The organism is Gardnerella sp. DNF01205 (assembly GCF_049244135.1).
Classification (GTDB): Bacteria; Actinomycetota; Actinomycetes; order Actinomycetales; family Bifidobacteriaceae; genus Bifidobacterium; species Bifidobacterium leopoldii.
Map to the genome: position 1 here is coordinate 481,671 of NZ_CP058378.1, position 19,088 is coordinate 500,758.

Consider the following 19,088-nt stretch of genomic DNA (forward strand, 5'->3'; position numbering starts at 1 on the left):
GGTGTGCGCTGACGACCTGCTTTCGCGCATGTTCCTCACGGCTTTTGGTAGCCGTTCGGCTGATTTGGCATGTGAAGCACAGTCTGCTTTCAACGCAAGCGAGGTCTGCCTTCGTCTCGATTGACGAAGGCAGGGCAGGTTCACGTGGCGGTGCTTTAGAAACTAGGTTGTGATTGGCGTGCGTAACGAATGAATCCGGCGCTCAAGCACTTTATTGCGCGCGCTCGGCCGCTTCGAGCGAATCGTAGCCATACATGCGCACAGTATTCGCAATTATCATTTGCGTAAGATTTAGATTTTCCGTGCGCAAATTATTTACAAAACGCTGGTATTTTGCGAAAGTTGCGTCAGAATATGTGCTTAATTCGCCTCGCAAATACGTTTCAAAAGACGTATTTTCTGCTGTATCTTCGCTAGTTTTAAGCACGCGCATCGCAAAACCCAAATGCGGGTAGCGCTCGCGAAAATCCGCAGCCCACTCGACTTGCGTTAAAATAATCTGCTCCTGCGCGCTTTTTCTAGGTTCCAAAATTGGCTTAATATAAGGCTTAATCGTGCGCTCAAAAATTTCCGGTGCAGTAGATTCCATCATTCGCGCATACTTTTCCGTAATCAAATTGCGTCCATCGCTATTCGCGCGCTCAAGATCCTGTTTATAAGACTCCTGCAAATCAAGCGGCCACGCCAAAAATTGACTCATGCGCATAATGCGAAAAGTTGGCCAGTTTCCTTGGCAATTCGCGCGTCCGCCTTCGTTTTGCGTGAGCTGGAACTGATCCCACTCGAGTTTAGTGATTTCTTCCGCAAGCTTTTGCGTTCTCGGATTTTGCGCTTTCAGCTTTTCTTCTTTCGTATTCTGCGCTTTCGTATTTACTGATAAATCGCACATCATAAGCTCCTCAAACACGCCGCACGCGAATTAATATGCGCTTCAACATACGGCCGTTGCCATTCCAAAAAAGTTTCGTCGCAATCGCTTAAGCCCTCGTATTGCAGTTCGCGCACAATATCCTCGCAAATGCTGTCAATTATTTGCGAAACTTGCTTTTGCGCAATTCCGGCTCCCTTCCCACCTTCGCCAAAACTGTCTCCGCCAAAACCGTCTCCGCCAAAGCAAGAAGCGGAAGAAAGTCGCATTATTGACTCAAGTTTGCTGCACACTTCCGGAAGCCTAGAAGCCATGCGGTTGCTGAGCTTTCGTAACGCTGCAAACTGCCACTTGTAGTAAGGCAAGTAGCCTGCGGTTACGGGATTGTTGAGCAAAAACACGAGTGAAGCGGTTGCGCGCACGAATTCGTTGATAGAAAGCCACGCTGCGGAAGCGTCTTTGCGTGCTAGCATTCGTGGAACATTGTATTGACCTGCTTGAGCCATCATGCCAAGTCTGCGCGAGATTAGTGAGATTCGCACGTCGTCCGGCATGAGCTTGAAGCTTTGGCGCGCCTTTGAGAACTCTCCAAGAGGGTCCGCGAAAATTTTGCCATTCGTCGCTGCTGCAAGCGTTGACTCGCTTAGCGATAGCCATAAGTGCGGCTCGTTTTGGCTTGGAGCGGTGGGAAAGCCGGTTAGATTTTCAAAAAATTCGCTTATGCGAAATACTCCGACGCGCTTGCTGCTTTCGCATGATTTTGCGCGCGGTGTTTCGTTGCGAGAGCCAAAACCGGCGTATTTTCGCGGAAGTGCGTCGTAAGCAGTCTGCAAATCCGCGCCGATTTCCGCGTAATCTTCGTCGGTAAGCCATAAGCAGAAACCGGGTCCAAAATCGTGGTCGCGCGAAATCTCGTCGTCAAAACCGTAGCATTCCGATCCGTGTCCAACTAATCCTGCAGCTATGCGGTTCTTGTATTTCGCAAATTTTGGCTGATCAAGTAACGGCTTTCCGTAAGTTTGCCAATATGATTGCGCTAATTGCATGCCAGTTTTTATATTATGGTTTGCTGCGTTCTGGTTTGCTGCGTGTGAGTTCGTTGAGTGTTGTTCTGTTATATCTTGGTTTGCTGATTCTTGAATTTCTGTAGATTCTTTCGTAACTTTTTCTGCCAACTCGCGCGCCTGCCGCAAATTTTCTGCCGTAATCGCGTAAGATTCGCTATCTTTTCCGTAGCATCTCGCAATCAAATCAAGTGCCTTACTGTAACTTTCCTCAGCCTGAGCGTACTCGCCGCGCGCGCACTGTACTTGCGCAAAACCTGCCAATGCAGAAGCGTAGTGCGGCTGATTTTCGTTATTCCCCGCGACGTACATGCGAACGCTGGTCGAAGCGTGTTCAAAAGCGGAGTCAAGAGTTGCGGATTTGCTGTTTGTGCTGGTGTTAGGGTGCGAGCACTCCTGTGAGCACTCCTGCAACATTGCAAGCGCAAGATTCGTGTGCGTGGCGGCAATATCGATGTCGCGCTCAGGATCCGTGCTCGTATTTTGCAAAATTTCAAGCGCATGATTGAGCTCCTCAATTGCATCATGAGTGCGACCGGTTTCGCTGTAAAGCATCGAAAGATTGTTGTGAAGCGCGGCAAGCTTGCGGTTTTTAGCGCCGAGCGTTTCGGTGGATTCGTTAAGAGCTTGAGTGTAAATTTTTTCGGCGCGATCGTAGCTGCCTGCCGCGCGAAGGCTTGTGGCGGCGTTAATTAGCGTAGTTGTGCCGGCTTCGGTGCCTGCTAAATCCATCTTTTTTGCCAAATCTAGCGCCTTATCAATGATTGGCTTGTTTTTTGCGTACTCTCCGCGCGAACGGTAAAATCCCATGAGTTCGTTGAGAACTGAAAGCTGCAGGGGATTGGCTTCGGCAAGTTTTCGCAAAAGATACGTCTCGATCGCGTCAGCGCCCGCGTGATTCGCAAACATTTCGTCAAGCTCGTTATAAAATTGCGCAGCGTTCTCCATCAAAGCCCCCTTGCTATTGCGCTTGTTCACAATCAATCGACTTCAACTTTACAGTCATGTAAAGAAACTGCCGTTTTTACGTCAAAAACCGGCAGAAACTTTACAGCCGCGCGCAGTTTATGCCGCCTTCGCGCCAAAAAACGGCAGAAATTTTACAGCCTTGTATAGGAAACGTCGGAATTGCGGTGGGGGGGGGTGATTCTGGAAATCAAAAGTCGGGCTGGCGGGATTTGAACCCGCGGCCTCTTCGTCCCGAACGAAGCGCGCTACCAAACTGCGCTACAGCCCGATGCTGAAACTCGCGAAAGCATATGCGCATAAAAGTTCCAACAACGTCCGTAATGTTACAGGTTGGCTAATACAAATTATTGTAAAGCGTGTGCAAGTTGCGCAAAGTAAGTCCCGCGCAAGTATATTGCGTACAAGCTGCGGAATTCCTTTGTAAACATATTACAAATTATCGCTACAGCTTCTGTGTAAACATATCGCAAATTAGCACTGCAAGTCGCGTATAAAACCTGTATTACCTACTGGCTACAATTAGCGTTTATGACTGACACCAATACTGCAATGTCTGCCGCGCAAAGTGCCGCAGAATCTGCCGATAAAAATGCAGCAGAAAACGAAGCAACAGATACCGTCAATGAAATTGACACTGTTGAACATGCCGAAATGTTACTCGCTCAAGACGAAGCAATCGCCAAGCGCGTAAACGAAGGCGCAACTCTGGATGAAGCAATCGACCCAAGCAATAAAGAATTTGGACCGCAAGCTCATCCTGAGCAGGTACAGATGCGCGTTGCTAAGCGCGCAATGATGATTAAGGAAGGCGTGCAGCCTTATCCTGTGCATCTTAACGTTACGGATACTATCGAAAAGGTGCGTGCTGATTTCGATGGCAAGCTTGAAGCTGGCGAAGAAACCGATACTGAGGTTGGTATTGCAGGCCGCGTGCTTTTCTTGCGTAACGCTGGCGGCTTGTGCTTTGTTAAGCTTTCTGCCGGTGACGGTACTACGATTCAGGCGATGGTTTCCAAGAAGGAAATTGGCGAAGAATCCATTAAAAGCTTCAAGCAGATGGTGGATTTGGGCGACCACCTTTACGTGCGCGGTCGCGTGATTTCTTCTAAGACCGGTGAGCTTTCCGTATTCGCAACTGAGTGGGCGATTGCAGCTAAGGCTTTGCAGCCGCTTCCGGCTTTGCACAAGGAATTAAGCGACGACACTCGTACGCGTAAGCCATATATTGGCATGATTGCGGACGAGAAGATTCGCGATATGGTTCGCAGGCGTTCGCGCGCTGTGGCTTCTCTTCGCCGTACTTTCGACAGTCATGACTTCTTGGAAGTCGAAACTCCAATGTTGCAAACGGTTCACGGCGGTGCTGCTGCTCGTCCATTCACAACTCACATGAACGCTTTCGACATTGATCTTTATTTGCGCATTGCTCCGGAGCTTTTCTTGAAACGCTGCTTGGTTGGTGGCATTGAGCGCGTGTTCGAAATCAACCGCGACTTTAGAAACGAAGGCGTGGATGCAACTCACGCTCCAGAGTTTACAATGCTTGAGGCTTACCAGGCTTACGGCACTTACGATACGATTGCTGCTCTTACCAAGGAGCTGATTCAAAAGGCTGCACTAGACGCTTTCGGTTCAACTAAGGTGACTTTGCTTAACGGCGAAGAGTATGATTTTGGTGGCGAATGGAAGCAGATTACCATGTACGGCTCGCTTTCTGAGGCTTTGGGTGAGGAGATTACTCCGGAAACTTCTGTTGAGCATTTGGGCGCGATTGCGGACAAGCTTGGCGTTGAACGCGACGAAGTTGAGAATCACGGCAAGTTAGTTGAGCACTTGTGGGAGCACTTCTACGAGGATAAGCTTTACGCGCCAACGTTTGTGCGTGACTTCCCAGTGGAGACCAGCCCGCTTGTTAAGGGTCACCGCACGAAGCCTGGAATGGTTGAAAAGTGGGATTTGTACGTGCGCGGCTTTGAGCTTGCAACCGGCTACTCCGAGCTTAACGATCCTGTTGTGCAGCGCGAGCGCTTTGTTGCTCAAGCTAAGGATGCTTTGGCTGGAGACGTTGAGGCAATGGATATTGATGAGGACTTCATTGAGGCTCTCGGCGTCGGCATGCCTCCTGCTGGCGGCATGGGAATGGGTATTGATCGCTTGCTGATCGCTCTTACGGGCGCAACTATTCGCGAGACGATTACATTCCCACTCGTAAAGCCTCTTCGCTAGTTGACGCAAAGTCAAAGTTAATGCAAGTAGTCGTATGAAACGAATAGACTAGGTAATTATGACATACAAATTAATATTGCTCCGACATGGTCAGAGCGCATGGAATAAAACCAATCAGTTCACTGGTTGGGTTGATGTACCGCTGACTGAGCAGGGTGTTGAGGAAGCTAAGCATGGTGGCGAGCTTCTTAAAGAGAAGAACGTTCTTCCAGACATCGTGTTCACTTCTTTGCTTCGTCGCGCTATCAATACCGCGAATTACGCGCTTGATGCAGCCGACCGCCTTTGGATTCCAGTTCGTCGCAGCTGGCGTTTGAACGAGCGTCACTACGGTGCTTTGCAAGGCAAGAATAAGTCTGCAATTCGTCAGGAATATGGCGATGAGAAGTTCATGATTTGGCGTCGCTCTTACGCAACTCCACCTCCTGAGATTGATCCAAATGATCAGTATTCCCAGGCTAACGATCCGCGTTATGCTGGCGAACCAGTTCCAGAAACTGAGGCTTTGGCAAACGTCGTGACTCGCGTAACTCCTTACTGGGAGTCGGATATTATTCCAGAGCTTAAGTCCGGCAAGACTGTAATGATTGCTGCTCACGGCAACAGCTTGCGCGCAATCGTTAAGATGCTCGATAACTTGAGCGAGGAAGAGATTTCCAAGGTGAACATTCCAACCGCTATTCCTCTGCTTTACGAGTTGGATGAGAACTTCAAGCCAATCAAGCCTCGCGGTGAGTATTTGGATCCAGAAGCTGCTGCTGCCGGTGCTGCCGCTGTGGCTGCTCAGGGTCAGAAGTGAGATTCTGATTCGCTGGCTTTGGAGCGCTTAAGTTAGTTTTTAAAATAAAAGTAGGTTTGCAATTAATTTGCGGACCTACTTTTTTATTTACGTTTTATTTTCATGCGCACTTTGAGTAACTTGAAATTGCGTAGCGCGTTTCGTTGTAGCCGCTTTACGCTACAAATCTCGTTACGCTACAACAGTGTCTTTATCTGGCTCTGGCTTCTTGGACGGATCGAATCCGGAAACAATAAACACAATTTGCCTTGCGACGGCAACGCAATGGTCTCCAATTCGCTCAATAAAGCGGCTAAGCAGAACGACATCAATCAACTGCCTGCGCGTACCCTTCCAATTTTCGCCTTCTACCAGCTCAAAAATCTTCTCGTGCAATTTGTCGAGCGCATCGTCGCCAGCAATAATAGTTTCCGCAATTTGCACGTCGCGATTTGCAACCATGGTCGTTAAGCGACCTGACAGTTCGCGCAAGAAATCAACCATTGCAACAATAGTTTCGCGTCCTTCTTGCGCAATAGCAGATTCAGGCCAGGTTCGTCTAGTAATTTGAGCGATATGACTTGTTAAATCTCCCATGCGCTCAAACGTTGCAGCTAATCGCATTGTAGCTACAACTTCGCGCAAGTCCGTTGCCACAGGGTTTTGGCGAGCAAGCAAAGTCAAGCATTGGTCAATAGTGTTTGCTTCTAAAGCGTCTAAGTCTGCGTCTTTATCGATAACAGTTTGAGCAGCTTCCAAATCCGCGTTTAAAAGCGCGCTTCCAGCATCGTTCATAGCTTTTGCTACAAGTTCTGCCATGCGTTCGATGTTTGAAGCAATTGCCTTCATTTCTTCGTTGAAAATTACTCGCATGGTGCGTCCTTTCTCAGTGCTGTGAGTTTATTTGAACGCCTAGTTTGCACGTCGCTATAAGTCAGGCATCCTATGTAATTATAGACGACGCTGGTAACGAAGCGACCGAAACTTTACTCACGTGTAAAGTTTATGCCGTTTTTGTGGTGATTTTCGACCGAAACTTTACAGCCGTGTAAAGTTTATGCCGTTTTTGTGGCGATTTTCGACCGAAACTTTACAGCCGTGTAAAGTTTATGCCGCTTTTTAGTTGCATAGTTACAAAAGCGTGCAAAGTATGAGATTATAGGAGTATGCCTCAAGGTTCTTCTGCGGTTGTGATCGTTGTATTTGTTGCTTTCGGCGTGCTTGCGTTGTGCGTTGTGCTTTCGTTGTGTGTGTTGATGTCGGATTGGTTTTCTACAGTTTGCCGTCTTTTTAAACGAGCGTTTAATTATATTCGTGGCGCAAAGTATGGCGCAAAGTATGGCGCAAAGTATGACGAAAGCGACGACATAAGCGACGATTCAAGCGACAACGCAAGTGATGACATCAGCTACGACGCGTCCCAAGTTTTGGCGATGCTCGACATGCCGACTGTTGTAATTGATGCCAACAATGACGTAATTCGCGCAAGTTCTGAAGCTTATTTGCTGGGTGTTGTTAGCGATGATTCGTTATGCCAGCCTCGCGTTCTTCAAGCTGTTAATTCCGTGCGAGCTTCTGGCGGATTCGAGCGCTTCTCTTTGGTTACTTCGACACCTGAGCGTTATGTGTCAATAACTGCAAATCCTCAAGAGTCAACCACTGTTTCGCGCCCTAATTGGCTTACTGTTACGGCTGGAAGCATTGGAGGCGGTATCGTAGTTGTAATTATTGAGGATACGAGTGCAGCTCACCGTTTTGCGCAAACTCGCGACGACTTTATTTCCAACGTTTCTGAGCAGTTAATGCGATCTACTCGCAACTTAACTCAGCTTACGAGAGTTTTGCAAAACGAACAGGTATCTGCGCAAAAAATTAAAGATATTGCGCAAATTGCCGGTAAATCTTCCAAGAAACTTGAGCACATGCTTGAAGATTTGTTGTGGCTGGTTCGCGCTCAAAATCCTATTGACTTAGATTCTGCGCAAGTATTTTCTTTGAATGATGTTTTGTCGTATGTGCAAAATCAAGTTGCTGCGTTTGCTAAGGATTGTTGCGTACATGTTGTGTCAAAAGTCGATTCGCGTTTGTGCGTGCGCGGTGAAATTTCGCAAATTCAAGCTGCAGTGCGGAAATTAGTTGAGAATGCAATTACGTATTCTCCAAAAAATTCTACAGTTTCGCTATCTGCGTCACTATCGACAGATGGTCAATACGCTGTGATCCGTGTTGTAGATCGCGGAGTTGGCATTGATTTGCAAGATCAGTCGCGAATTTTTGAACGATTCTATCGTGCGAATAATCAAAATAGTCAAAGCCAGGATGGCGTTGGTTTAGGGCTTGCAATTGCCAAGCATGTGGCACTTACGCACCACGGAAATATTACTCTTTGGAGTATGCCGGGGCAGGGTACTACCGTAAGTTTTGCGCTACCAATTGCAAATAAATAAGCAGCAAATTAGTAAGTTAGAAAATCAGTAAGTTAGCAAGCCAGCAAATCAGCAGTAAATAATTCAGCAAATCAGCAATAAACTATTTTCCTAAGCGCCTGTAGTCCCAGCGGTCAAAATGTTCCCAAATTAATAGCAGAACGCCAATAATTGTTCCCGATGCGCAAAACAACACAGGAAACCAAGTTGTAATATGCAATAACGCAACGATAAGCGCAATTATTGTTGCGACTAGCCACGCGATCGTTCCTATAGCAAAAACCTTTCGCAAATCAACTCGCAGCGGTTTTGGTGCTGCTTTTCGTGCATCAGGATTAACTATAGGTGCAAATTTCATACTTCCAACCATACAACTTACCGAAGTCTAAGTGTGACAAGTGCAGCTTAAGCGCGAAAATTGGCGGATTTAGGTTGTGTGCGTTTCTTACATCCTAACCACGTTGTAACCTTTCACATAGAAGATTGAAAGAAAGTCAGTTGGGGGTGTGGCGTTTGTGCGCTGCGTTCCACGTTTAACATAAGAAAGTGATTAGTATGAGACATGCTGCACATGGTGCCACAAAAGCAAAGAGGCGTGGTGATTCGCCGCTTTCGCTGTTTGTCGCTCAGCATGGCGCGCATGGTGCGCATAGTGTGCGTGGCATGCGTTCTGTTCAAGCTAATCGTGTTAGTGAGCGTTTGGCTGCGGTTGCTACTAGCAATGGTGCTGTTGTAGAGCTTCCAGAAGCTGTTTCTGAGCGTTTGCAGGAGCTTGTTCCTCAAAGCAGGCGCGCGCTTAGGTTGTCTAAACTTGCTAATGAGCGTCGTCGCAATGTAATACTTTCAACTTCTCTTGTTGCAATGGTTGGTACTGTTGCAGCTACTATGGCTTTAACTAAGGTTAATAGTTTTGATTCTCGTGCTTCCGAATTTGAGCCATCTATGACTGCAGTTGGCGACGCATCTTCAACAGTTTCGCGTTCTAGCCAACGCGAGTCTCTTGATCCTATGGCAACTATTAATAACGCTGTTGACTCTATTGAGAATGCTGCTAAAAAATCGCATAATGCGGACTCTGCTGATGCTGCAAATAGTGCGAATGAAAGTAGTTCTGCTCGCTCGAATTCGAAGCATAAAAACTTAGCCGATAAGGTTGCTAATTCAGTACAACCTGGCACTTTTTCTACTATATCTTCGAAGTCTGATTCGTGGAATTTAGGTTCTGGTTCAGGCTTTAATATTGCAGAGATGTCACGTTCTGCTGCGAATAATCCTAGGGTTGCTTTGTTGATGGATAAAGACTTTGACGTTTTACCGAAGGGCTTTAATCCAAATCACGCAACTGGTGATACCGGTAACGCGTATGAGTTCAGCCAGTGCACGTGGTGGGTGTATGTTCGTCGCCATCAGTTAGGTTTGCCTGTTGGCTCGCATTTTGGCAACGGAAATATGTGGGCTGATTCTGCGCGCAATCTTGGCTATTGGGTAGATAATTCCGCTCGTCACGTTGGCGATATTATGGTGTTCCGCTCAGGTCAGGCTGGTTCTGATCCGTTCTACGGGCACGTTGCAGTTGTTGAAAAAATTAATTCAGACGGTTCTATTGAAACTTCTGAATGTGGTGCTTCTTACCAAGGACGAACTTTCTCGCGCAAGTTTGACGCTAAGGAAGTTTCTCAATATCAGTTTATTCATTACTAAATTTGTACTACTGAAGCTTTGTTACTAAAGCTGCTTTATTAAAATTAGTTTGTTTATTACTAAAATGAGTTTGCTTGTTACTGGCGTTGCTAATTTCTCTCGTATGTAATGCCCCGATGATATACTGCAAAAAGTATGCTAAAACAAAGTAGAATTTTCTCAGTTTTTGTATCAGCTGCCGCAGCAGCTTCAATGCTTACTGTTATGGCGCCATTCGCCATGGCAGAGTCTTCGCATGAGCTTTCCGAGTCAGCTGTCACTTCTACGCGCGCATTTCCAAAGGTGACGAATGTGCGTCGCGATATTTTAACTGAATCCACTTCTACTGATGTCGACGCAAATTCTCATTGGGGTGGCATAGAAAGCTTGAATGTACCTCAAACTAAGACTCCTAGCGAACAAGCTGCTGAAACGGCACGCCGTGCTTTTGCTGGAAATGCTACTGCAAGCCGTTCTGGTTTCCGCAGTGGTGTTGAACAGGTTCCTCTTGCTTCTGTAGTTCCTCCTGATGGTAAGTCTGTTGCCTCTCTTTTGAATTTTGCTACTCAATTCTTAGGCAAAGTGCCGTATCGCAGCGGTGGCAATACTCCTGCTGGATGGGATTGCTCCGGTTTTGTGCAGTATGTTTTTGCTAGTGTTGGTATTTCTTTGCCTCGTACTTCTGGAGCGCAGGCAACTGTTGGAACTCCAATCCCAAGTTTGGCTCAAGCGCAGCCTGGAGATATTATCGCGAATGCGCAGCATGCTTCTATTTATGTTGGCAACGGCATGGTAATTAATTCGCAGCTTGCTGGCACTAAGTACGATCCTATCCGCTACGTGTTCCCAGGCGGGTACTCTATTCGTCGCATTCTGTAGCTTCTATAGTTTCTGTAGCTTCTGTAGTTATATATCGCAAAACTGCCAACACTCAATCTAAAATTACGCTACAATAGTATTTACAAGTTGTGCGCGAGTGACGCTGCTGTCGCGAGTGCAAGTATGAGGAGGTTGGCAATGATCCCAGAAAAAGCTGTATTGGTTGGAGTTGACGGCTCACACGCGAGTTATAAAGCGGTTTGGTGGGCTGCAAATTACGCAAAGCATGCTGGGTTGCAATTGCAAATTGTTTGCGCTTATTCGTTGCCAAGTTATGCTGCTGTTTCTTTTGATGCCACCTACACTGCGATTGGTGACGATAATGCAGCTCATCACGATGCGCAAGAAATTCTATCTAAAGCAAAAGCTGTTGCTCTTGAGCAGGGTGTTGACGCGACTACGCTAATTGTTACGGGCGATCCTTCTTCGGTTTTCGTGGAACTTTCTCGTAACTATCAGCTTATTGTGATCGGTAATCGTGGAAAAGGTGGCTTGGCAGAGCGTTTGCTCGGCACAACTAGTTCTTCGCTTCCAGCTTATGCGTATTGCCCAATTGTGGTTGTGCCTTACACTGACGATGACGGTCAGCGTATTCACTTGAATAATACGATTACGCGTGTGGCTGTTGGCTCTGACGAGTCAAAGTGGGGGCTTAAAGCTCTTGAAATTGCGGCTGATTTGGCGGATAGCTGGCATGCTGAGCTTGATGTTATTTCCGCAGTGCCAAGAGTGCAAGGTGCTGAGGGCGATACCGCTGTTATGGGATCGTACATGGAGGATCTTGAGGAGCGCGTGAAGCCAATTTTGCAGCGTTTGCCGGATTTGCAAATTCATCGAACTGTTGTGCCTGGTTCTGCCGTTGAAGCTTTGACTCAGGCTAGTTTGAATCATGATCTTGTGGTTGTTGGTTCTCGCGGTCGTGGTGGCTTTACCGGTTTGCTGCTTGGCTCGATTAGCCAGGGATTGTTGCAGCATTCTTCGAGGCCTGTGTACGTTGTGCCGCGCAAGTATGTGGAATTTAGTGCAGCTCAGGTTGCAGCAGCGCAAAAGCAGCATTCTGAAGCGTCTATTGACGATATTTCCGGAGTACATGAGGTTGATGTGCCGAAGGCTGGTAAAGAAGCTGCTAAGGAGATTGAGCAAACAATCGATCCGCTGCGATAGCGCGAAAGCATGTCGTTACGTGCGCAGTCGCTCATCTGCACCAGTAACGAAAAACGGCAGAAAACTGTGCGGCTGTGTGCAGTTTCTGCCGCTTCCCAGTCGGATTCCGACCAAAACTGTGCGGCTGTGTGCAGTTTCTGCCGTTTGCCAGTCGGATTCCGACCAAAACTGTGCGGCTGTGTGCAGTTTCTGCCGTTTGCCAGTCGGATTCCGACCAAAACTGTGCGGCTGTGTGCAGTTTCTGCCGCTTACCAGCCAGATTCCGACCAAAACTTTACAGCGGTGTACAGTTTCTGCCGCCTACGCGTTGTGCTGCGCTCAAGCATGTCATCGCGACCGCGTTTTGGAGCGTTTGGAGCGTTTGGAGCGTGAGAGCCGTCTAATCTTGCGATTCTTGCGACTCCGCTTCAGTATTCTCGCGCTTTTTCAGCATAAAACGCGCGCGCCTGGCATCTCGCTTAGCTTTCTTTTCAGCGAGCTTTTCCTTGTTCATCTCGATTGCGCGCTTGTAAATCTTAAGCAGCTCAAGCGCTTGGCTCTTAAAATCGTTATTCTTCGAATACTCGAGCACGTTCGCCTTAAGCTGAGCCTGCTCAGCCTCGCTCATATTCAAAACTTTACTAAAAACAGTCTTAAAATCTTCCTTAGTATCCCACTGATACCCGTTTTGACCGCTAATAATCTGCTTCTCATTCGGCACATCATGCTTTACAAGCGCAAACAGACCGGAAGCCATTGCCTCTAGCATCGAAAGTGAGTGCATTTCGGAAAGTGATGCTGTTGTGTAGTAGTCCATTGCGTGCAAATACTTTGGAATTTCCGTGTGAGCAATAGGCCCAAGCAAGCAAATTCTGTCGTCAAAACCATTATCTGCCACGCGCTTGCGCAACGATTCCAAATCAGGACCGCCGCCAATAACAAATAAGCGCGCTTTTTCGCGAGGAAAATCGCAATACATAAAGTTGTCAATTAATTCTGAAATATTTTTTTCAGCGCCGATTCTACCAACGAAAACAAACAGCTTAGTAGAGTCAGAAACGCCATATTTTTCGCGGAAAGCTTTGCGGAATGCAAGTCGCTCAGGCGTTGGTAGGAACTTCTTATATTCCACAGCATTATTCAGCACAATTACTTTTTTATCAACCTTCTGACGGTCAATATATGCCTGTGCTTTAGGAGACATGCTCGTAATAATTGTGGCATTTTTCGAGAATCGCATAAAATATTTCGCCGAAATATTGCGAGAGAACTCAGTAAAATGCTTTAAGCCAATGTAAAACAGGAATTTATCGTATTCTGTGTGAAGCGTATAAATAACGGGAATATGCTCTTTTTTTGCTACTTCCAAGCCGATTTCGCCAATGCCAAATTCGTTTTGAATATGAATGACATCCGGCTTAAATTTAAGAGGAAGTTGCTTTCGCATGTGACCAATCGGGAGTGCAACGCGGTATTTGTAAAGCTTTTTAAGCAATATGCCCGGAACGTAAACAACTCCATCTTCAAGCTTGGTTTTGCGCTGTTTTTCGGAGCCGACCGTGACTACTAGCACTTCATGACCAAGCTCTTCATACATCTTTTTGAGCATATAAGACTGTGTTGCGACGCCATTTATGTACGGTGGATACGTTTCGGTAAAAATAGCGATTTTCAAAGTTTCCTCCGGTTGCATACATGCATGCGTAGCGTCATTATTGCGCAAATATCTTGTGTACTCAATTGTGCCACACGTGGTGAATTTTAATGCAATTTTAGTGCAATTTTAGTGTGATTTTTCGCGACTTTTGGCTTATTCTAGCTGCGAACCGTAACGTTTACGCTAACTTGCGCGCCTTTTTCGAGCGTATGCTTAACAGTACAACCCCTGGAAATGTGGCGTTCCATGCGCTCTTTTAGTGCGGACGCATCTTCCTGGCTGAGCGCAGGTTTTGCGCAAGTTGCGTCAAGAGTGACATCTTCTTGAAAACGCAAGTACGTGCCTTCTTCCGCGTCGTACGTGCCGTTTACTACAACTCGCGCTCCAGCGCCCTCGCCAATAGCGTGTTCTGCAGCGTATTGGCTGCTAAGAGCTGTGCAACCAGCTAAAGCGATTTGCATTAATTCAACCGGGTTGAACATGCCTTCGCCGTGACCAAACTTCAAGCTCACACCGTCGTCGCTGTGTGCTTCCCAAGTGCCGTCCTCGTTGCGTTCTACCCATAATCTTCTAGACATTTTTGCTCCTTTGCTGTAGTCGTTTTTGTTCATGTTATCGTAAGGATTGTAACTTTGTGCTCAATTGTCGAATCTAGCGTTTTGCGTGGTAGACATATGGTTTTACGAGCGCAATTCTTTAAATTTATTAGCGCTTTGTTAACATGGCAGCATGGCTTTAACAGAAGAAGAACTTGCAGCAATTCGCGCGCGCGTACCACAAAAACCGCTTTCCAGCATCCCAACTCCTTACGAGGATTTAGTGCGAAAAATCCTTACGGAAGGCACTCTAAAATCAGATCGCACAGGCACTGGTACGATTTCGCTTTTTGGTCAGCAAATCCGCTTCGACATTAGCAAATATTTCCCGCTTATCACCACGAAAACCGTGTTTTTCAAAGGACTTGCGTACGAGTTGCTTTGGTTCCTTAAAGGCTCGAGTAACGTGCGTTGGTTGCAGGAAAATGGCGTTCACATTTGGGACGAGTGGGCGGACGAAAACGGCGACTTGGGTCCTGTTTACGGAGTGCAGTGGAGGAGTTGGCCGGCGCCGACAGCGGAAAATCCAAACCGCACAATCGACCAAATCGCAAACGTGCTGGATCTTATGAAGAATCACCCGGATTCTCGTCGCATGATTGTTAGCGCTTGGAATCCTGCGGAAGTTGAGCATATGGCGTTGCCGCCTTGCCATTCGCTTTTCCAATTTTACGTTGCTGACGGCAAGCTTTCGTGCCAGCTTTACCAGCGCTCTTGCGATATGTTCCTTGGCGTGCCGTTTAACATTGCGTCTTACTCGCTTTTGACGATGATGATGGCTCAGCAAGCAGGTCTTGAGCCGGGCGAGTTCGTGTGGACGGGCGGCGATTGCCATATTTATGACAATCACGTTGAGCAGGTGCTTGAGCAGCTTTCGCGCGAGCCGTACCCGTATCCGCAGCTTGAAATTCGTAAGGCGGATTCGATTTTTGATTACGATTACAGCGATTTTAAGGTGGTTGATTACAAGCATCATCCGACGATTAAAGCACCGGTTGCGGTGTGATTGATTGCAAATTATTTTGCTTGATTTTGCTTGATTTAGTTTAATTTTTAGCTTGTTTTAGCGTGTGAGGTGCGTATATGGCAAACAGCGTGTCGCATAATTTCCCTGTGCGACTGATTTGGGGCGAGGCTTTTGGTTTGGACGGCAAGCCCGGCGCTATGGGCGTAAACGGAGGCATGCCGTGGCGACTTTCGCCGGATTTGCGCTATTTTAAGACGATGACTATCGGCTGCCCTGTGATTATGGGTCGCGGTACATGGGATGCGACGCCTCCGAAATTCCGTCCGCTTCCGGGTCGCGAAAATATTGTTGTTACGCATAATCCTGATTTTGTAGCAGATGGAGCGCGTAGTTTTACTAGCATTGACGCGGCTTTGGATTACGCGCGCGAATGGCTGGAAAATAGGGAAGTGCTGGAAAGTCAGGAAAGCGTATCTCAAAACGTATCTCAAAACTCGCCTCAAGATGGCCCAGCAATCTGGGTTATTGGCGGAGCTGCGATTTTGCGCGAAATGCTTGCGAATTATCACGCAGACGCAGCTTACGTAACGCAAATTGATGCGAAAGTTGCAGCGGACACATTTGCTCCGAATATTCATGCATTAGTTGATGCAGGAAAATGGCATGTTGCGCGCGAAGGCGAGTTTGAGGAAGCGCCGCTAAAAGTTGGTAGCGAAAGCAATCCTGCACGATACCGGTTTATGGTATATGAGCCTGCTTAGTAAACGAGAAATCGCAAAGTAAACGAGACAGCAAAATAAACGAGGAAGCATGACTGAAGAATCAAGCAAAATCAAGGTAGACGCACGTCACCCATACACTGTTATGACGGTTTGCACAGGTAATATTTGCCGCTCGCCAATGGCGGAAATTGTGTTGCGCAACGAGTTTCAATTGAGGGGATTGGGCGACGTCGTCGCTGTGCGTTCCAGCGGTGTAAGCGACGAAGAGTACGGAAATCCGATTGACCGCCGCGCGCAAAGGGAATTAACTAAGCGCGGATACAGGCTTCCTGCGTCGCATTTTGCGCATCGAATTGAAGCGGATGAGATTGCGGAAACGAACCTGTTTTTGCCTATGACAGCTTCGCATATGCGCTCGCTTTTGCGTTTGTTGCCGCCGCAAAAGCGTGAACTTGTGCACATGTACCGCGCGTTTGATCCGTCGCTTCCTAAGCCGCAGCCTGGTCGCGAGATGTTGCTCGACTTGGCTGATCCGTGGTACGGAGGTCCTCGCGAATTTGAGGTTGCGATGGATCAGGTTGAGCAGTGCGCGCCTTATATCGTCGATTGGGTTGCCACGCGCATTGAGAGGGCTTGAAAGCGGCAGAAACTTTACAGCCGCGCGCAGTTTATGTCGTTTGCGCGCCAAAAAGCGGCAGAAACTTTACGTGCGTGTAAAGTAACGGTCGTTTGTGCGCTTGAAAGTCCAGTGGACTTCCAATGCGAGTTTCGTAAGCGAACGCTTATAGCGCGAGCGTTTTCTCACGTTTGCGAATATAGTTTAAATTTGTAGGTATAGTTTTACAGGCATCAATTACCGCTCTGTTACTTTTAGTTGGGAGGATTTATGGCAGATTTGGCTGTCGAAGACGTGCGCGCTCGCGTGCAAAACGCCTGGAATGACGTAGTTTCCGTGCTGAATAAGAAGATTTCGCTGGCTGCGGTGTCGGCTAAGGGCATTGCTGGCGAGCATATGCGCAAGTCCGCGCAATACGTGGCTGGGGTATTGCGTGAGGTTGGTATTGACGCGCGCGTCGAGCAGTCCACGAATCCGGACGGCACTCCAGGAGCTTTCGAAGTGGTCGGCTCGCGCATCGTAAACCCAAGCGCGCCAACGGTTTTGCTCTACGCGCATCATGATGTGCAGCCAGTTCCAGATCCATCCGAGTGGGAAACTAACCCATTTGAAGGCACAGAGCGCGACGGTCGCCTCTATGGACGCGGCTCAGCCGACGACGGCGGCGGAATCGCAATTCACTACGGAGCTTTGCGCGCACTGAGCGACGATTTGCGCGTAAATATTAAAGTTTTCATCGAAGGCGAAGAAGAGATGGGCTCGCCAAGCTTCATCCCGTTCATCGAATCACATAAAGACGAGTTCGAATCCGACGTAATTATCGTTGCTGACTCCGGCAACTGGTCCGCCGAAATCCCAAGCCTCACAACGAGTTTGCGCGGAAATACCGACGTGGACGTAAAGGTTAAAGTGCTCGGCCATCAAGTACATTCCGGCCAGTTCGGCGGCCCAATTTTGGACGCTTACACGCTCGCTTCCATGCTTATTACCTCGCTTTACAACGAGGCTGGCGACTTGGCAGTTCCTGGAATTGAAGCAGAGGAGCCAGTTGGCGGTTTGCAGCGCGATCTGGACGAAGCGCAAGTGCGTGCCGACGCTTCCGTAGTCGATTCTTATAAGCTTGCCGGCACTGGTTCGCTCGCCGCACGCATGTGGACGAAGCCGAGCCTGACGGTAATTGGCATGGACGCGCACCCAGTTGAGGGCAGTTTTAATGTGATTGCGCACGAAACTAAGTTGCGTCTTTCGCTTCGTACCGCGCCTTCGCAGCGTCCGGAAGAAGCGCAAAAAGCTTTGTGCGACTTCTTGGTATCTCATGCGCCTTTTGGTGCAGAAGTTACTGCAGAGCCGATTGATAATGGCATGGGTTGGGCAATGGATCCGGATGCTGTTGCAACGAAAGATGCGCTCGCTTCTATGCGCGATGCTTTCGGCGTGGAGCCGGTAAATAAGGGCGAGGGTGGTTCGATTCCGTTTATTCCGGAGCTTCAGCGCATCTTCCCGAAGGCGCAGGTGCTGGTGACGGGTCCGGAAGATCCTAAGTCCAATGCGCACAGCCCGAACGAGTCGATTTCGCTTTCTGGTTTGCGCGGAAATATTGTGACGGAAGCACTGCTTTTGGATCGATTGGGCGAGTAATTCTGGCTAATTTTGCGCGCAGGCGGCATAAACTTTGCAACGCTGTAAAGTTTCTGCCGCTTTTTGCTGCGTAGCCGACTTTTTCTTTACACGCGCGTAAAGTTTCTGCCGTTTCCTCCGCGTCTGCATGCGTCTAGTCTGTTGAGTAATCTGCAAACATGACATGGAATCCATTTGCAAAGAAAACTGCCAATAATGAGGGCGCGTCTACTCCTTCGTTGCAAAAGAAAGTAGCGGATGCAGAATCGTCTGTAGCGACGAAATCTCGCGAAAAAAACGCGCCGACTCCTAAGCGCAACGCTGCTCAGGCGCAAAAGCTTCGCCCACTAGTACCAGCAGATCGCAAGGAAAGCGCAAAACGCGCGCGTGCTCGTCTTCGCGAATCTGAGAATTTGCAATACAACGCAATGCGCACTGGCGATTTGGCGCATATGCCAAAAATTGAGCAGCTTCCGTGGCGTGTGTATATTCGCGATTACGTGGATGCTCGAATTAATATTGGCGAGTTTTTCATACCAGTTGCAGTGCTGATTATGATTTGCTTGTTTGCGCTATCTAAGTTTGTGATTGTTTATTTTGTTTTTGCAGTGTTCTTGTACGCGTATTTGTTTGCATCTGTAATTGACATGTTTGTTATGTGGCGTAAGTTGCGTAAGGAGCTGATTCGTCGTTTTGGTGATGTGGCTGTGTCGCGCAAGTCGCGTTCCGGCATGTACGCATTCAGCCGCGCTATGCAGCTTCGTCGCTGGCGTTTGCCTAAGCCGAGTAGCGCAAAGCGTGGTAACTGGCCGAAGTAAGTGCAGAAATAAGTGCAAATTTATTAATATTTGCACAAGCTACTATTATTATTTGGGATACT

At 47.9% G+C, this 19,088-nt stretch carries 17 protein-coding genes and 1 tRNA gene; 11 read left to right on the top strand and 7 right to left on the bottom strand.

Annotated features, from left to right (window positions below):
* Positions 1-211 precede the first annotated feature (211 nt).
* The 3 genes from HXT47_RS02120 to HXT47_RS02130 form a co-directional block, all read right to left on the bottom strand.
* A complete protein-coding gene (locus HXT47_RS02120) occupies positions 212-889 on the bottom strand; it encodes a DUF4125 family protein (RefSeq protein ID WP_410297204.1) in 678 nt (225 codons plus the stop codon).
* On the bottom strand, positions 889-2,880 hold the full coding sequence (locus tag HXT47_RS02125) for a DUF4037 domain-containing protein (protein ID WP_410297126.1): 1,992 nt from the start codon (positions 2,878-2,880) through the stop codon (positions 889-891). Before HXT47_RS02125 ends, HXT47_RS02120 begins: the two co-directional genes overlap by 1 nt.
* A gap of 215 nt (positions 2,881-3,095) precedes the next feature.
* Positions 3,096-3,169, bottom strand: a tRNA-Pro gene (locus HXT47_RS02130).
* A 260-nt stretch (positions 3,170-3,429) separates the two neighbouring features.
* Here HXT47_RS02130 and lysS point away from each other — a divergent pair.
* Positions 3,430-5,127: a lysine--tRNA ligase gene (gene lysS, locus HXT47_RS02135; protein ID WP_112928524.1), complete on the top strand. Its 1,698-nt coding sequence runs from the start codon at positions 3,430-3,432 to the stop codon at positions 5,125-5,127.
* Positions 5,128-5,185: 58 nt separating this feature from the next.
* Entirely contained in the window at positions 5,186-5,926 is a 741-nt protein-coding gene (locus HXT47_RS02140) for a phosphoglyceromutase (protein ID WP_004105213.1), read from the top strand.
* Between the two features lie 171 nt (positions 5,927-6,097).
* Here HXT47_RS02140 and phoU read toward each other — a convergent pair whose 3' ends face one another.
* The gene (phoU, locus tag HXT47_RS02145) at positions 6,098-6,778 is read right to left on the bottom strand and encodes a phosphate signaling complex protein PhoU (RefSeq protein WP_004105212.1); all 681 of its coding nucleotides are present in this window, start codon (positions 6,776-6,778) and stop codon (positions 6,098-6,100) included.
* A gap of 293 nt (positions 6,779-7,071) precedes the next feature.
* Between phoU and HXT47_RS02150 the strand changes: the two genes are divergently transcribed.
* Positions 7,072-8,352 (top strand): sensor histidine kinase, encoded by a 1,281-nt coding sequence (locus HXT47_RS02150; protein ID WP_004105211.1) that lies wholly within the window; start codon positions 7,072-7,074, stop codon positions 8,350-8,352.
* An 82-nt stretch (positions 8,353-8,434) separates the two neighbouring features.
* On the opposite strand, the gene HXT47_RS02155 is transcribed toward HXT47_RS02150, so the two are convergent.
* Positions 8,435-8,701, bottom strand: a complete 267-nt coding sequence (locus tag HXT47_RS02155) for a DUF2530 domain-containing protein (RefSeq protein WP_004105210.1) — start codon at positions 8,699-8,701, stop codon at positions 8,435-8,437.
* Between the two features lie 185 nt (positions 8,702-8,886).
* Here HXT47_RS02155 and HXT47_RS02160 point away from each other — a divergent pair, with 185 nt between their 5' ends.
* The 3 genes from HXT47_RS02160 (at position 8,887) to HXT47_RS02170 (ending at position 12,054) form a co-directional block, all read left to right on the top strand.
* Complete coding sequence (locus HXT47_RS02160; protein ID WP_004105209.1) at positions 8,887-10,032, top strand: CHAP domain-containing protein; 1,146 nt, start codon at positions 8,887-8,889, stop codon at positions 10,030-10,032.
* A gap of 135 nt (positions 10,033-10,167) precedes the next feature.
* Positions 10,168-10,890 (top strand): C40 family peptidase, encoded by a 723-nt coding sequence (locus HXT47_RS02165; RefSeq protein ID WP_032842321.1) that lies wholly within the window; start codon positions 10,168-10,170, stop codon positions 10,888-10,890.
* Between the two features lie 138 nt (positions 10,891-11,028).
* Positions 11,029-12,054, top strand: coding sequence for a universal stress protein (locus HXT47_RS02170; protein WP_004105206.1), 1,026 nt, complete (start codon positions 11,029-11,031; stop codon positions 12,052-12,054).
* 379 nt (positions 12,055-12,433) lie between these two features.
* Here the strand turns inward: HXT47_RS02170 and HXT47_RS02175 are convergent, their stop codons facing one another.
* Complete coding sequence (locus HXT47_RS02175; protein WP_064340468.1) at positions 12,434-13,708, bottom strand: glycosyltransferase; 1,275 nt, start codon at positions 13,706-13,708, stop codon at positions 12,434-12,436.
* Positions 13,709-13,848: 140 nt separating this feature from the next.
* A complete protein-coding gene (locus HXT47_RS02180) occupies positions 13,849-14,268 on the bottom strand; it encodes an OsmC family protein (RefSeq protein WP_004119211.1) in 420 nt (139 codons plus the stop codon).
* A gap of 151 nt (positions 14,269-14,419) precedes the next feature.
* On the opposite strand from HXT47_RS02180, the gene HXT47_RS02185 reads away from it, so the two are divergent.
* From HXT47_RS02185 to HXT47_RS02205, 5 genes are all read left to right on the top strand, one after another.
* Positions 14,420-15,292 carry a thymidylate synthase gene (locus HXT47_RS02185; protein WP_004105202.1) on the top strand — a complete coding sequence of 291 codons (873 nt, stop codon included), beginning with the start codon at positions 14,420-14,422 and terminating at the stop codon, positions 15,290-15,292.
* Positions 15,293-15,369: 77 nt separating this feature from the next.
* On the top strand, positions 15,370-16,014 hold the full coding sequence (locus HXT47_RS02190; RefSeq protein WP_410294764.1) for a dihydrofolate reductase: 645 nt from the start codon (positions 15,370-15,372) through the stop codon (positions 16,012-16,014).
* A gap of 49 nt (positions 16,015-16,063) precedes the next feature.
* Positions 16,064-16,612, top strand: coding sequence for a low molecular weight protein-tyrosine-phosphatase (locus tag HXT47_RS02195; RefSeq protein WP_421789203.1), 549 nt, complete (start codon positions 16,064-16,066; stop codon positions 16,610-16,612).
* 249 nt (positions 16,613-16,861) lie between these two features.
* Positions 16,862-18,229, top strand: coding sequence for a dipeptidase (locus tag HXT47_RS02200; RefSeq protein WP_421789205.1), 1,368 nt, complete (start codon positions 16,862-16,864; stop codon positions 18,227-18,229).
* 158 nt (positions 18,230-18,387) lie between these two features.
* On the top strand, positions 18,388-19,026 hold the full coding sequence (locus HXT47_RS02205) for a DUF3043 domain-containing protein (protein WP_004105197.1): 639 nt from the start codon (positions 18,388-18,390) through the stop codon (positions 19,024-19,026).
* The last annotated feature ends 62 nt before the right edge of the window (positions 19,027-19,088 follow it).